This window comes from Pseudonocardia sp. TMWB2A (genome assembly GCF_017312135.1).
Genome location: NZ_QKQY01000001.1, coordinates 881,882 through 895,241, shown reverse-complemented (window position 1 = coordinate 895,241; position 13,360 = coordinate 881,882). Strand labels below are relative to the sequence as shown.

The 13,360-nt window shown below is 58.3% G+C and carries 15 protein-coding genes; all 15 read left to right on the top strand.

The window, feature by feature from the left end; translation table 11 throughout:
- Positions 1-2 precede the first annotated feature (2 nt).
- The 15 genes from DMP17_RS04130 to nuoK all read left to right on the top strand — a co-directional run bounded on the left by DMP17_RS04130 (position 3) and on the right by nuoK (position 13,356).
- Positions 3-1,175 carry a L,D-transpeptidase family protein gene (locus tag DMP17_RS04130; protein WP_337827796.1) on the top strand — a complete coding sequence of 391 codons (1,173 nt, stop codon included), beginning with the start codon at positions 3-5 and terminating at the stop codon, positions 1,173-1,175.
- Positions 1,176-1,227: 52 nt separating this feature from the next.
- Entirely contained in the window at positions 1,228-1,911 is a 684-nt protein-coding gene (locus DMP17_RS04125; RefSeq protein ID WP_337827795.1) for a M23 family metallopeptidase, read from the top strand.
- A 95-nt stretch (positions 1,912-2,006) separates the two neighbouring features.
- Positions 2,007-2,570: an elongation factor P gene (gene efp / locus DMP17_RS04120; protein WP_337827794.1), complete on the top strand. Its 564-nt coding sequence runs from the start codon at positions 2,007-2,009 to the stop codon at positions 2,568-2,570.
- Between the two features lie 24 nt (positions 2,571-2,594).
- A complete protein-coding gene (locus tag DMP17_RS04115; RefSeq protein WP_337827793.1) occupies positions 2,595-3,410 on the top strand; it encodes an inositol monophosphatase family protein in 816 nt (271 codons plus the stop codon).
- A gap of 120 nt (positions 3,411-3,530) precedes the next feature.
- Positions 3,531-3,929, top strand: a complete 399-nt coding sequence (locus DMP17_RS04110; protein ID WP_337827792.1) for an NADH-quinone oxidoreductase subunit A — start codon at positions 3,531-3,533, stop codon at positions 3,927-3,929.
- Complete coding sequence (locus DMP17_RS04105; protein ID WP_337827791.1) at positions 3,899-4,477, top strand: NuoB/complex I 20 kDa subunit family protein; 579 nt, start codon at positions 3,899-3,901, stop codon at positions 4,475-4,477. The genes DMP17_RS04110 and DMP17_RS04105 overlap by 31 nt, the downstream gene beginning before the upstream one ends.
- Positions 4,474-5,439, top strand: a complete 966-nt coding sequence (locus DMP17_RS04100; RefSeq protein WP_337827790.1) for an NADH-quinone oxidoreductase subunit C — start codon at positions 4,474-4,476, stop codon at positions 5,437-5,439. The genes DMP17_RS04105 and DMP17_RS04100 overlap by 4 nt, the downstream gene beginning before the upstream one ends.
- Positions 5,439-6,674, top strand: a complete 1,236-nt coding sequence (locus tag DMP17_RS04095) for an NADH-quinone oxidoreductase subunit D (RefSeq protein ID WP_337827789.1) — start codon at positions 5,439-5,441, stop codon at positions 6,672-6,674. Before DMP17_RS04100 ends, DMP17_RS04095 begins: the two co-directional genes overlap by 1 nt.
- A 36-nt stretch (positions 6,675-6,710) precedes the next feature.
- Positions 6,711-7,376, top strand: coding sequence for a complex I 24 kDa subunit family protein (locus DMP17_RS04090; RefSeq protein ID WP_337827788.1), 666 nt, complete (start codon positions 6,711-6,713; stop codon positions 7,374-7,376).
- Positions 7,377-7,529: 153 nt separating this feature from the next.
- Positions 7,530-8,828, top strand: coding sequence for an NADH-quinone oxidoreductase subunit NuoF (nuoF, locus tag DMP17_RS04085; RefSeq protein ID WP_337827787.1), 1,299 nt, complete (start codon positions 7,530-7,532; stop codon positions 8,826-8,828).
- A gap of 3 nt (positions 8,829-8,831) precedes the next feature.
- Positions 8,832-10,844, top strand: coding sequence for an NADH-quinone oxidoreductase subunit NuoG (nuoG, locus tag DMP17_RS04080; protein WP_337827786.1), 2,013 nt, complete (start codon positions 8,832-8,834; stop codon positions 10,842-10,844).
- Positions 10,841-11,893, top strand: a complete 1,053-nt coding sequence (gene nuoH, locus DMP17_RS04075) for an NADH-quinone oxidoreductase subunit NuoH (protein WP_337827785.1) — start codon at positions 10,841-10,843, stop codon at positions 11,891-11,893. Before nuoG ends, nuoH begins: the two co-directional genes overlap by 4 nt.
- Positions 11,890-12,375 carry an NADH-quinone oxidoreductase subunit NuoI gene (gene nuoI / locus DMP17_RS04070; protein WP_337827784.1) on the top strand — a complete coding sequence of 162 codons (486 nt, stop codon included), beginning with the start codon at positions 11,890-11,892 and terminating at the stop codon, positions 12,373-12,375. Before nuoH ends, nuoI begins: the two co-directional genes overlap by 4 nt.
- Positions 12,376-12,442: 67 nt before the next feature.
- Positions 12,443-13,054, top strand: a complete 612-nt coding sequence (locus DMP17_RS04065) for an NADH-quinone oxidoreductase subunit J (RefSeq protein ID WP_337827783.1) — start codon at positions 12,443-12,445, stop codon at positions 13,052-13,054.
- Positions 13,051-13,356, top strand: a complete 306-nt coding sequence (nuoK, locus tag DMP17_RS04060) for an NADH-quinone oxidoreductase subunit NuoK (protein WP_337827782.1) — start codon at positions 13,051-13,053, stop codon at positions 13,354-13,356. Before DMP17_RS04065 ends, nuoK begins: the two co-directional genes overlap by 4 nt.
- Positions 13,357-13,360 lie beyond the last annotated feature (4 nt).

The following is a 13,360-nucleotide window of genomic DNA, read 5'->3' as shown; positions in this document are numbered from 1 at the left end:
CCGTGGCATTGAAGCAGGTGAACGCTAAATTTTCTTTTCCCCTAATTGCAGCCATTTTCCTTTTATCAGGCTGTAATTTCGCGGCCGAAGCCGATGAAAAAGCGCCGGAACCTGCCGCCAAGGCTAAAGCCGCACCCCCTGCTGCCGACCCCTTTGCCTCGCATGACGCGGAGGCGCCGGGCGGCGCTGATGATAGCGGTCACAGCATCATGCAGGCGCAAGTCTTGCTTGACCGTCTGGGCTTTGCCCCCGGCGTGATTGACGACAAGATGGGGATGTCCACCGCCAATGCGATCAAGGGCTTCCAGACCGCCCATGATCTGCCCGTGACCGGCGAACTGGATGAAGCAACGCGCACGGCCTTGCTCCAGCAAAAATCGCTACCCGCAACGCGCATGGTCACGATTCCGGCGGACTTTGCCAATCAGGATTTCGTGACCATTCCGGCTGCTGCCGAAGCCAAAGCCAAGCTCGCCGCTTTGGGCTATGAAAATCTGATGGAGGCTTTGGCCGAGCGGTTCCACACGACGCCCGATACATTGCGCGCGCTCAATAGCGGGGCGGCGCCTGTTCCAGCCAAAGAAGCAGGCAAAACGGAAGCCAACGCCACCAACGCTACCAATGATGCCGCTATCTTTGCTGCGGGCAAGGAAATCCGCGTTCCCAATGTGGGCGGTGATGGCGCGGCGGGCGCGGAGGCCGCTGGCGATGCGGCGTGGAAAACCACACTCAAAAATCTCGGCATATCGGCGCAGCAACCTCAGGCCGCCAAAATTGTCGTCGATGAATCGGACGGCGTGCTGCGCGCGTTCGATGCGGGTGGCAAATTACTGGTGCAATTTACCGCTACGATGGGGTCAAAGCATGATCCGCTGCCGATCGGAAGCTGGAAGGTCAATGGCGTCGCTTACAATCCGCCTTTCACTTATAATCCCAAGCTATTCTGGGATGTATCGGACAAAAAGCCCAAACAGCAATTCAAACCCGGTCCCAATAGCCCGGTCGGCGTTGTGTGGATTGACTTGTCCAAGGAACATTATGGCATCCACGGCACGCCTTCTCCCGAAACTATTGGCCGCGCGGAAAGTCATGGTTGTGTGCGGCTCACCAATTGGGATGCGGCGCGGCTTGCGATGATGGTGAAGCCCGGCGTGCCGGTGATTTTCCAGAAATGACGGCGCGGAAATTGACCGCCAAAATGAATAGGGCCAATCGGGGAGGGGCGCGATGAGCGAAAGGCGCGGGGCTGCGATGCTCGATAAAATCCGTGTGGGGCTGGCGAGTGCGGCCATCAGCGCGGCGGTCACATCGGCTTATTGGGTCATTGCCTATGACCTCACCGGCACACAACGCGAGGCGGCGCAACTATCGCCCGCACCCGCCGCCGCGCAGCCGCCCGCAACGGCCAATTCCACACTTCAGCCGCCGCCCAAAATACAGCGCACGCGCATGGAACCGATTACGCCGGTGCAGATCGGCGCGCTCGCTATTCCGGTGGTAGGGGTAAAGCCCACCCAGCTCGTCGATACGTTCAACGATGCGCGCGAAAGCGGGGTGCGTATCCATGACGCCATCGACATCATGGCCCCGCGCGGAACGCCGGTCATTGCTGCCGCTCCCGGCACCGTCGAGAAAATCTGGCAGAGCGAAAAGGGCGGGCTGACCGTCTATGTGCGTTCCCCCGACAAGCGCAGCATCTATTATTACGCCCATCTCGACAGCTATGCCGACAGTCTGGCGGAAGGGAAGGCGGTCAAGGCGGGCGATCCTGTCGGCACGGTCGGGTCCACGGGCAATGCCAGCCCCGACGGTCCGCACCTCCATTTCGCGGTGATGATGGCGGGCCCGGACGATAGCTGGTCGGGCGGGACCGCAATTAACCCTTATCCCCTGCTCACCGCGTCAAGATAGGCACGAGGCTTGCGCTTGGGGCGAGAGAAGGATAAAGGCGCGCTCCAACGGGCGATCATCGCTCTGGCTCTTTTCCATAATAGTGAGATACTCCCATGAAAATCAGCGGCGTCGATATCCGTCCCGGCAACATTTTGGAATATGAAGGCGGCATCTGGAAAGTTGCCAAAATCCAGCATACCCAACCCGGCAAGGGCGGCGCGTTCATGCAGGTGGAAATGAAAAACCTCATCGATGGCCGCAAGACCAATGTGCGCTTCCGCAGCGCCGATACGGTCGAAAAAGTGCGCCTCGACACCAAGGATTTCCAGTATCTCTACGCCGAAGGCGACAGCCTCGTGTTCATGGACAAGGATAGCTATGAACAAATTAACATCGACCGCGATGTCATCGGCGATGCGGCGGATTTCCTTCAGGACGGCATGGATGTGATGCTCGAATTGTGGGAAGAGCGCCCGATTTCGGTCGAACTGCCCGATCAGGTCGAGGCCACCATCGTCGAAGCCGACGCGGTGGTAAAGGGGCAGACCGCCTCTTCGTCCTACAAGCCCGCCATTTTGGACAATGGCGTGCGCGTCATGGTTCCGCCGCATATCCAGTCGGGCACGCGCATCATCGTTGATGTGTATGAACGCGAATATGTGAAGCGCGCGGACTAAGCAGTTTAGAAACGGACCGACGACATGGCAGCCCTTTCCGGCCTTTTGACAGTGATGGAACGCGCCGCGCGTAAGGCGGGGTCGCGTTTGCGTCGTGACTTTGGCGAAATCGAACATTTGCAGGTATCGCCCAAAGGACCGGCTGATTTCGTGTCCAAGGCCGACCAGCGCGCCGAACGCACGCTCTATGACGAATTGCTCAAGGCGCGCCCCGACTGGGGTTTCCTCATGGAAGAAGCGGGCGAGATTGAAGGCGCACCGGGCAAGCCGCGCTGGGTGATTGATCCGCTCGACGGCACGTCGAACTTCCTCCATTCGATCCCGCATTTCGCGATTTCGATTGCCGCACAGGAAGCCAAGCCCGGCGGCGGGTGGGGCGATGTGACGACCGCGCTCGTCTATCAACCGCTCACCGACGAAAGCTTCTGGGCGGAAAAAGGCCGGGGCGCTTGGCTCCACGACCGCCGCTTGCGCGTTTCGTCGCGGCGTAATCTCAACGAAGCGCTGATCGCGACCGGCATCCCTTATATGGGGCATGGCGATTTTGCGCAGTGGAGCAAGATTTTCGGGAGCATTGCGCCCGAAGTTGCGGGCATCCGCCGTTTTGGCGCGGCCTCGCTTGACTTGGCCTGGCTTGCCGCCGGTCGCTATGACGGCTTTTGGGAAGCCGACCTCAAGCCTTGGGATGTGGCCGCAGGGCTGCTCATTCTCAAAGAGGCCGGGGGCTTTGTCACCGATTTTCGGGGCGGGGACAAATATATGGCGCGCAGCGAATTTCTCGCCACCAATGATGCGCTCCATTCCAAACTGCACAAGCTGGTCGCGAGCGCGCTGCGCTAGTTAAGAATCGCTCGCAATTTGGCGATTTTTCCGGCGCTTGAGGGTTGCCCCCAAGGGCTAGCCGTCCTAGAGGCGAGGCACTGAGTCTGTTACGGATTTGGTGCAAGTTGAACGATAAGCATGAACGAGCCGAAGGGGCATATTTTGACTGACTTGTCGCAATATCTGCCAATCCTTATCTTTCTGGGGATTGCGCTTGCTTTATCGGCCTTATTCGCCTTTTTGCCGATGGCGGTGGGCCGCCTCACCGGCACGCATCAGCCCGATCCGGAAAAACTCACCGAATATGAGTGCGGCTTTCCCGCATTCGAAGATTCGCGCGCGCAATTTGACGTGCGCTTCTATCTCATCGCAATTTTGTTCATCATTTTCGACCTTGAAGCCGCCTTCCTGTTTCCGTGGGCGGTCAGCCTTGAACATATTGGCTGGGCCGGTTGGGCGACGATGATGGTGTTTCTGGCCGAGCTTGGTCTTGGTCTTGTTTATGCGTGGAAAAAGGGAGCACTCGATTGGGAGTAGAGCTTTCAGCCGACGAACTGGCGCGTATGCCGGTTGCTCCGGGCACCATGCCCGATCAGGCATTCTTCAATGATCTTCAGGGCGAAGTGAGCGACAAGGGCTTCCTTGTCACTTCGACCGAAGAATTGTTCCAATGGGCGCGCACCGGTTCGCTGTGGTGGATGACGTTCGGCCTTGCGTGCTGTGCGGTCGAGATGATCCACGTCAACATGCCGCGCTATGATATGGAGCGGTTCGGCGCCGCACCGCGCGCATCGCCGCGCCAATCGGACGTGATGATCGTGGCTGGTACTTTGTGCAACAAAATGGCCCCTGCGCTGCGCCGCGTCTATGACCAGATGTCGGAACCCAAATATGTGATTTCGATGGGAAGCTGCGCCAATGGCGGCGGCTATTACCATTATAGCTATTCGGTTGTGCGCGGATGTGACCGCATCGTGCCGGTGGATATTTATGTGCCGGGCTGCCCTCCGACCGCAGAGGCGTTGCTTTACGGCGTGATGCAGTTGCAGCGCAAAATCCGCCGCGAAGGGACGATGGACCGATGAGTGCTGTTCTTCATCCCGCGCCCAAATTTGCGAGCAATGACGGCGTTATCGCCGAAGCGACCCGCATTTTGGGCAAGGATTTGCTTGAGGCGGTCGATCTGGTCGGCGAAGTATCGCTGACGGTCGATAAGGCCGAGCTGGTGGGCTGCATGGTCGCGCTGCGCGACCAGATGCACTACCAACAATTGGTCGAGATTGCGGGCGTTGACTATCCGGACCGTCCCGAACGGTTCGAGGTGGTCTATCACCTTCTCAGCGTGACCAAAAACCATCGTCTGCGCGTCAAGGTGCAGACGGATGAAGCAACCGCAGTGCCTTCGGTGACAGGCGTGTGGCCGGTCGCCGGTTGGCTGGAGCGCGAAGTGTTCGATATGTATGGCGTATTGTTCGCCGGGCATCCGGACTTGCGCCGCATCCTGACCGATTATGGCTTTAAGGGTCACCCGTTCCGCAAGGATTTCCCGCTCACCGGCTATGTCGAAATGCGCTATTCGGAAACCGAAAAGCGTGTTGTCTATGAACCGGTCAAGCTGACCCAGGATTTCCGCTCGTTCGACTTTATGAGCCCGTGGGAAGGGGCGGAATATATCCTCCCCGGCGACGAAAAAGCGCATGGCGAAGCGCCCGGTGCGCCGACGCCGGTGCCTGCCGGTGGCGCGGCGCCCAAGCCTGCGGCACCCCAGCCTGCTACTGCGCCCGCTGCAGCCGCTACCCCCAAAACCACCGAAAAGCCTTCGGATACGGGGGCAGGGGCCAAGACCGACAAGGAGGCGGCCAAGGCCGTCGCCAAAGCCAAGGGCGCGCCTAAAGTAACGGAAAAAGCCGAGCCGCAACCCGCAAAGGCCAAGCCGGCTGCGAAAAAGGCCCCTGTCAAAAAGGTGCCTCCTAAAGCCGCTACCAAGCCTGCGACTAAAACCACGCCCAATGCCAAGCCGGGCAAGCCCAACGGAGATAAGGCATAATGGCTGATTTCCTGACAGAGCTTGAAGGGCGCACGACCCCGGTTGATCCGACCCCCGGTGACCTTGAAATCACCAACTATACGATCAACTTCGGGCCGCAGCACCCCGCCGCGCACGGCGTTTTGCGCATGGTCATGGAGATGGACGGCGAAATCGTCGAGCGCATCGACCCCCATGTCGGCCTGCTCCATCGCGGCACCGAAAAGCTGATCGAATATAAAACCTATTTACAGGCTCTGCCCTATTTCGACCGGCTCGATTATTGTTCGCCGCTCGGCATGGAGCATAGCTATGTGCTGGCGATCGAAAAGCTGCTCAATCTGGAAGTGCCGCTGCGCGCGCAATATTTGCGCGTTTTATTCGCGGAACTGACGCGCATTTGTAACCATATGCTCAATCTGGGCAGCCATGTCATGGATGTCGGCGCGATGACGCCCAACCTGTGGATGTTCGAACTGCGCGAAGATTGCCTCAACTTTTTTGAACGCGCATCGGGCGCGCGGATGCACTCGGCCTATTTCCGGCCCGGCGGCGTGCATCAGGATGTGCCGCTCAAATTGCTCACCGATATTGGCGAATGGTGCGAAACCCGTCTGCCCAAATTATTCGGCGATGCGATGAGCCTTGTCATCGACAACCGCATCTTCAAACAGCGCAACGTCGATATTGCGGTCGTGAGCAAGGAAGATGCGTTGGCATGGGGCTTTTCCGGCCCGATGATCCGCGGCGCTGGCATTGCGTGGGATTTGCGTAAGTCGCAGCCTTATGACGTGTATGACCGCATGGATTTTGAAATTCCGGTCGGCACGCGCGGCGATTGCTATGACCGCTTCATGGTGCGGGTGCAGGAAGTCTATCAATCCGCGCGCATCATCCGCCAGTGCATCAACGAAATGCCCGAAGGTCCGATTGGCAGCCTCGACCGCAAGGTGGTCCCGCCCAAGCGCGGCGAGATGAAACGCTCGATGGAAGCGCTCATCCACCATTTCAAACTTTATACCGAAGGCTTCCATGTGCCAGCGGGCGAAGTCTATGTCGCAACCGAAAGCCCCAAGGGCGAATTCGGCGTTTATCTGGTGAGCGACGGGTCGAACAAACCCTATCGCTGCAAGATCCGCCCGACCGCTTTTTCGCATTTGCAGGCGATGGATTTCATGACCAAGGGCCATATGCTCGCCGACGCCACCGCCATTTTGGGCGCGATGGACATTGTGTTCGGGGAGTGTGACCGGTGATTTTTATACAGCGCACAAAGAATGGAGCGTTGCCAAATGGCTGACGCAGCAATAATCCCTGATGAACAGGAAACCCGCGCCCGTTGGGGGAATTTCGCGTGGACGAAAGACCATGCCGCGCGCGCGCAGGAATTAATCTCGCACTATCCCGAAGGACGGCAGGCATCTGCTGTCATGGGGTTGCTCGACTTGGCCCAGCGTCAGGTCGGCGCGGAGACGAATACGCAGGGCTGGCTTCCGGTGCCGGTCATGGAGTTTGTCGCGCGCGAACTCGATATGCCCTATATGCGTGTCTATGAAGTCGCGACCTTCTACACCATGTATAATCTTGCGCCGGTGGGGAAATTCCATGTGCAGGTTTGCGGCACCACGCCCTGTATGCTGCGCGGCTCCGACGATGTGCTGCAAGCGTGCAAGAATAAGGGCCTTGTCAAAGGCAAGACCACACCGGACGGCATTTTTACGCTGACCGAAGTGGAGTGCCTTGGCACCTGCACCAACGCGCCGATGGTCCAGATTAACGACGATAATTACGAAGATCTGACCTATGACAGCATGGCCGCGATCCTCGATGATCTCGCCAATGGCAAGCAGCCCAAAATCGGGCCGCAAATCGACCGTCAGACAAGTGCCCCCGAAGGCGGGCCGACCACGCTCAAAGAGATGGTCAAGGCCAATCACGATTATCGGAAGGATTGGTAATGGCGCAAAATTTGGCCATGGCTGCGCATAAATTCCATCCCGTCATTCCCGCGAAAGCGGGAATCCATCTCCTGACCGTCCGGTTTGCGGGGATGTCGGGAGATGGATCCCTGATCAAGTCGGGGATGACGATTGACGGGGAGGTTGGCTCTTATGCTCGCCGATAAGGATCGTATCTTCACCAATCTTTACGGGTTCCAGAGCTGGGACTTGAAAGCCGCCGAAAAGCGCGGGGATTGGGATAATACCAAGGCTTTGCTCGCGCGCGGGCAGGATGGCATCATCGACGAAATCAAAGCGTCGGGCCTGCGCGGCCGTGGCGGCGCGGGCTTCCCCACGGGGATGAAGTGGAGCTTCATGCCCAAGGAATCGAAGGATGGCCGTCCGTCCTTCCTCGTCATCAACGCCGATGAATCCGAACCCGGTTCGTGCAAGGATCGCGAAATCATCCGCCATGACCCGCACAAGCTGCTCGAAGGTGCGCTGGTGGCGGGCTATGCGATGCGCGCGCGGGCGGCCTATATCTATATTCGCGGCGAATATATTTACGAAGCCAAGATCCTCGAAGCGGCGATCAAGGAAGCCTATGCGGCCGGATTGCTCGGCAAAAATGCGGCGAAATCGGGTTATGATTTCGACGTATTCATGCACCGCGGGGCAGGGGCTTATATTTGCGGCGAAGAAACCGCGATGATCGAAAGCCTTGAAGGCAAGAAAGGCCAACCGCGCCTGAAGCCGCCTTTCCCGGCAGGCGCTGGCCTTTATGGCTGCCCCACCACCGTCAATAATGTCGAATCCATTGCGGTCACGCCGACCATATTGCGGCGCGGCGCGGCTTGGTTTGCAAGCTTTGGCGCGGAAAATAACAAGGGCACCAAGCTCTTCCAGATTAGCGGCCATGTCGAAAAACCGTGCGTGGTCGAAGAAGCCATGTCGATCCCGTTCCGCGAACTGATCGAAAAACATTGCGGGGGTATCCGTGGCGGGTGGGATAATTTGCTCGCGGTCATTCCGGGCGGCTCTTCGGTGCCGCTCGTACCGGCCGCGCAGATCATGGATTGCCCGATGGACTTTGACGGGCTGAAAGCGGTCGGCTCCGGCCTTGGCACCGCGGCTGTCATCGTCATGGACAAGTCCACCGATATTGTCCGCGCGATCAGCCGCATCAGCTATTTCTACAAGCATGAAAGCTGTGGCCAATGCACCCCCTGCCGCGAAGGCACGGGCTGGATGTGGCGCGTGATGGAACGCCTGCGCGAAGGCGAGGCGGACATTAGCGAAATCGACATGTTGTTCGACGTGACCAAGCAGGTCGAAGGCCACACGATTTGCGCGCTCGGCGACGCGGCGGCTTGGCCGATCCAAGGGCTCATCCGCCATTTCCGCCCCGAACTGGAACGGCGCATCAACGAAGCTAAGGGCACGGCCCCTGTCATGGAAGCAGCGGAGTAAATCATGCCTAAGCTAACAGTAGACGGCATCGAAGTAGAGGTGCCCGCGGGGGCGACCATCCTTCAGGCGTGCGAAGAGGCGGGCAAGGAAATCCCGCGCTTTTGCTATCATGAGCGGCTGTCCATCGCGGGCAATTGCCGCATGTGTCTGGTCGAGGTGAAGCCCGGGCCGCCCAAGCCGCAAGCATCTTGTGCACTTCCCGCAGCCGACGGTCAGGAAATCCGCACCGACAGCGCGATGGTTAAGAAAGCGCGCGAAGGGGTGATGGAATTTCTCCTCATCAACCACCCGCTCGACTGCCCGATTTGCGATCAGGGCGGCGAATGTGACCTTCAGGACCAATCGGTCGCTTATGGTCGCGGCAAGTCGCGCTATGATGAAAATAAGCGCGCAGTGACCGAAAAATATATGGGTCCGGTTGTCAAAACCGTGATGACCCGCTGCATCCAATGCACGCGCTGTGTCCGCTTTGCGCAGGAAATCGCCGGTGTCGAAGAAATCGGTGCGATTTATCGCGGCGAAAATATGCAGATCACCAGCTATCTGGAACGCGCGGTCACGAGCGAATTGTCGGGCAATATTGTCGATCTGTGTCCGGTCGGCGCGCTCACCTCCAAACCCTATGCGTTTGAAGCGCGTCCGTGGGAATTGAAGAAAACGCTCGCCATCGACGTGATGGACGCGGTCGGCAGCAATATTCGCATTGACAGCCGTGGCCGTCAGGCGCTGCGCATCCTGCCGCGCGTCAATGATGATGTGAACGAGGAATGGATTTCCGACAAAAGCCGCCACAATGTCGACGGCTTAGTCCGCCGCCGCCTCGACCGTCCGTTCGTGCGCAAGGATGGCAAGCTCGTTGAGGCAAGCTGGAACGAGGCGTTTCAGGCGATTGCAACGGCCACCAAGGGCGCAGGCGACAAGGTCGCTGTGGTAGCCGGCGATATGGTCGATTGCGAAACCATGTTCGCCGCGAAGCAATTGGCCGGAACGCTTGGCTCGACCTTGCTCGAAGGGCGCCAGACCGGGCTCGATTATGATGTGAGCAATCTCGCCGCGGTCAATTTCAACTCGACCATAGCCGGGATCGAGGAAGCGGACGCGATCCTCATTGTGGTGAGCAATCTGCGCTGGGAAGCGCCGCTCATCAACACACGCATCCGCAAGGCGGTGAAGCGCGGGGCAAAGGTGTTCGCCATCGGTCCCGAAGTCGATTTGACCTATAAGGTCGAATGGCTCGGCAATGATATGGGCGTACTGGCAAAGCCGCCCAAGCCAGTCACCGATGCGTTTGCCAAGGCGCAAAAGCCTGCGCTGATCCTTGGTGGCGGCGCGCTCAAAATTCCGGGCGTTTTCGGTGCGAGCCTTGCGCTGACAGGGCCGCTTGGCCTTATCAAGGATGGCTGGAACGGCTTCAATGTCGTCCATATGGCGGCAGCGCGCATGGGCGGGCTGATGCTGGGCTATGCGCAGCAGGGCGGCATCGCCGATATTTTGAAGGCAGAGCCGAAACTCTCCTTCTTTCTTGGCGCGGACGAGGTGGATTATTCCGCCTTTGCCAACAGCTTCAACGTCTATGTCGGCCATCATGGCGATGCGGGCGCGCACGCGGCGGATGTTATCCTGCCGGGCGCAAGCTATGCCGAAAAACATGGCACCTATGTCAACACCGAGGGCCGCGTCCAGCGCAGCGAGCAGGCCGTGTTCGCTCCCGGCGACGCGCGCGAAGACTGGACGATTTTCCGGGCGCTTGCAGACGTCATCGGCGTGAATATCGGCTTTGACGATTTTGCGGGCCTGCGCGCGGCGATGTTTGCGGCGGTTCCGGCGCTTGGGGCCGAAGGCCTGGCCGCTTATGACTGGGCACCGCCCAAGCTTGACGCCAAGCCCAAAGGCGAGGGGGCTTATCCGATCAAGGATTTCTACCTCACCAATAGCATTTGCCGCGCGTCGCCGACGATGCAACGCTGCTCGGCCGAATTGCTGCACGGAGATGATATGCTGGAGGCCGCAGAATGACCGCCTGGTTTCAAAGCTGGGGCCTGACATATGAATGGTCGTGGTTCATCGCCACGATTGTGGGCATCCTTGCTATCGTCCTGCCGCTGTTGCTGGCGGTGGCGATGATCATTTATGTGGACCGCAAAATCTGGGCGGCAATGGCGCTGCGCCGTGGTCCGAACGTGGTCGGTCCCTTCGGTTTACTGCAATCTTTTGCCGATGGTCTGAAGGTATTCCTTCAGGAAACCATCATTCCGAGTGCGGCCAACAAAGGCCTGTTCATCCTCGCGCCGATCATCACCTTCACGGTGGCGCTGATGGCGTGGGCGGTTATTCCGTTCAGCCAGCAGGCGATCTTGGCCAACATCAATGTGGGGCTGCTCTATATTCTCGCGGTGAGTTCGCTCGGCGTTTACGGGGTTATCATTGCGGGTTGGGCGTCCAACTCCAAATATCCCTTCTTTTCCGCAATTCGTGCCGCCGCACAAATGGTGAGCTACGAAGTCTCGATCGGCTTCATCCTGATTTCGGTCGTACTGTTTTCGAATAGCTTCAACCTGCAAACCATTATCGAAAGCCAGCGCGGCTTCGGCCTTGGCATTATCAATGCCTATGGCGTGAGCCCACTTCTTTTCCCGATGGCGATCATGTTCCTGATTTCGGCACTGGCCGAAACCGCGCGCGCGCCGTTCGACTTGACCGAAGCGGAAAGCGAGCTGGTCGCGGGCTATCAGACCGAATATTCGTCCATGTCGTTCGCGCTCTACTGGCTTGGCGAATATGCCAACGTCATCCTGATGTGTGCGCTCAACGCAATCCTGTTCTGGGGCGGCTATCTGCCTCCGCTCGATATTCCGATCCTCTATGCGGTGCCGGGCATTATCTGGCTGTTTGCGAAGATTTTCTTCTTCTTCTTCGTGTTTAGCTGGGTCAAGGCCACCGTCCCGCGTTTCCGTTATGACCAGTTGATGCGCTTGGGCTGGAAAATCTTCCTGCCAATCTCGCTCTTCTGGGTGTTCCTGGTATCGGGCTATCTCATGCTGACACGTTATGGAGGTGGGGCATGAGCCTCGGCTATCTCATCAAATCCTTCACCCTTTGGGAATTTGTGAAGGCGCACTGGTTGACCTTGAAATATTTTTTCAAGCCCAAGGCGACGATCAACTATCCGTTCGAAAAGAACCCGCTCTCCCCGCGTTTCCGTGGTGAACACGCGCTGCGCCGCTATCCCAATGGCGAAGAACGCTGCATCGCGTGCAAGCTGTGCGAAGCAGTATGTCCGGCGCAGGCGATCACAATCGAAGCGGAACCGCGCGACGATGGCTCGCGCCGCACGACGCGCTATGACATCGACATGACCAAGTGCATCTATTGCGGCTTCTGTCAGGAAGCCTGTCCGGTCGATGCCATAGTGGAAGGTCCGAACTTCGAATATGCGACCGAAACGCGCGAAGAGCTGATTTACGACAAGGCAAAATTGCTGAGCAATGGTGACAAATGGGAACGGGCTATCGCGGCAAACCTTGCCGCCGATGCGCCCTATCGCTAAGCGCCAAATATCAACATATTCCGGCACTTCGCCGGAATGAAGGAATGAATAAGGGGTTCACGGGAACGTGATACAAACACTGGCCTTTTACCTGTTTGCAGCGATGGTGGTCGCGAGCGGTGCGCTCGTGATTTTCGCGCGCAACCCGGTCCATAGCGTGCTGTGGCTCATCCTTGCCTTCTTCAATGCGGCAGGCTTGATGCTCTTATGCGGCGCGGAATTTATCGCGATGCTGCTCATCATAGTCTATGTCGGCGCGGTCGCGGTATTATTCCTGTTCGTCGTGATGATGCTCGACATTGATTTTGCCGAATTGCGCGCGGGCTTTGTGCGCTATCTGCCCTTTGGCGTGTTGCTCGCGCTGGTGCTGGTGGCGGAGATTATCTTCGCGATCGGTGCGTGGGCGGCAGGCGGCGTCAAATTTGCGCAGCGTATCGCGGTCGCCGATCCCACCGTCTCCAATATCGAAGCGGTCGGGAGGTTGCTCTATACCCGCTATATCTTCCTGTTCGAAGCTGCAGGCCTCATCTTGCTGGTCGCAATGGTCGGCGCGATTGTACTCACCCACCGCCAACGTGCAGGCGTATTGGGCCAGAAGGTCGCGCGCCAGAATAAGCGCCGTCCGCATGAAGCGGTGCGCCTCGTCAAGCCCACCATCGGCGAAGGGGTTGAGCTATGATTGGCCTCCACCATTATCTAGTCGTGAGTGCGATCCTGTTCGTAACGGGCGTGCTGGGCATTTTCATCAATCGCAAAAATGTCATCACCATCCTGATGGCGATCGAGTTGATCCTGCTTGCGGTCAATATCAATCTGGTCGCGTTCAGCGCCTATCTGGGTGACATGGTCGGGCAGGTTTTCTCCATGTTCGTGTTGACCGTGGCCGCCGGTGAAGCCGCTATCGGTCTTGCGATTATCGTTATTTATTTCCGCCGCCGCGCGACCATCGCGGTCGATGATGCAAACCGGATGAAGGGGTGAGCTA

What these genes read in the sequence shown, in the direction of transcription:
- DMP17_RS04115 (WP_337827793.1), top strand. Translation starts at nt 2,595, where the DNA reads ATGGCAGCCCTTTCCGGCCTTTTGACAGTGATGGAACGCGCCGCGCGT.
- nuoH (WP_337827785.1), top strand. Translation starts at nt 10,841, where the DNA reads ATGACCGCCTGGTTTCAAAGCTGGGGCCTGACATATGAATGGTCGTGG.
- DMP17_RS04100 (WP_337827790.1), top strand. Translation starts at nt 4,474, where the DNA reads ATGAGTGCTGTTCTTCATCCCGCGCCCAAATTTGCGAGCAATGACGGC.
- efp (WP_337827794.1), top strand. Translation starts at nt 2,007, where the DNA reads ATGAAAATCAGCGGCGTCGATATCCGTCCCGGCAACATTTTGGAATAT.
- nuoG (WP_337827786.1), top strand. Translation starts at nt 8,832, where the DNA reads ATGCCTAAGCTAACAGTAGACGGCATCGAAGTAGAGGTGCCCGCGGGG.
- DMP17_RS04090 (WP_337827788.1), top strand. Translation starts at nt 6,711, where the DNA reads ATGGCTGACGCAGCAATAATCCCTGATGAACAGGAAACCCGCGCCCGT.
- nuoI (WP_337827784.1), top strand. Translation starts at nt 11,890, where the DNA reads ATGAGCCTCGGCTATCTCATCAAATCCTTCACCCTTTGGGAATTTGTG.
- DMP17_RS04110 (WP_337827792.1), top strand. Translation starts at nt 3,531, where the DNA reads ATGAACGAGCCGAAGGGGCATATTTTGACTGACTTGTCGCAATATCTG.
- nuoK (WP_337827782.1), top strand. Translation starts at nt 13,051, where the DNA reads ATGATTGGCCTCCACCATTATCTAGTCGTGAGTGCGATCCTGTTCGTA.
- DMP17_RS04125 (WP_337827795.1), top strand. Translation starts at nt 1,228, where the DNA reads ATGAGCGAAAGGCGCGGGGCTGCGATGCTCGATAAAATCCGTGTGGGG.
- DMP17_RS04095 (WP_337827789.1), top strand. Translation starts at nt 5,439, where the DNA reads ATGGCTGATTTCCTGACAGAGCTTGAAGGGCGCACGACCCCGGTTGAT.
- nuoF (WP_337827787.1), top strand. Translation starts at nt 7,530, where the DNA reads ATGCTCGCCGATAAGGATCGTATCTTCACCAATCTTTACGGGTTCCAG.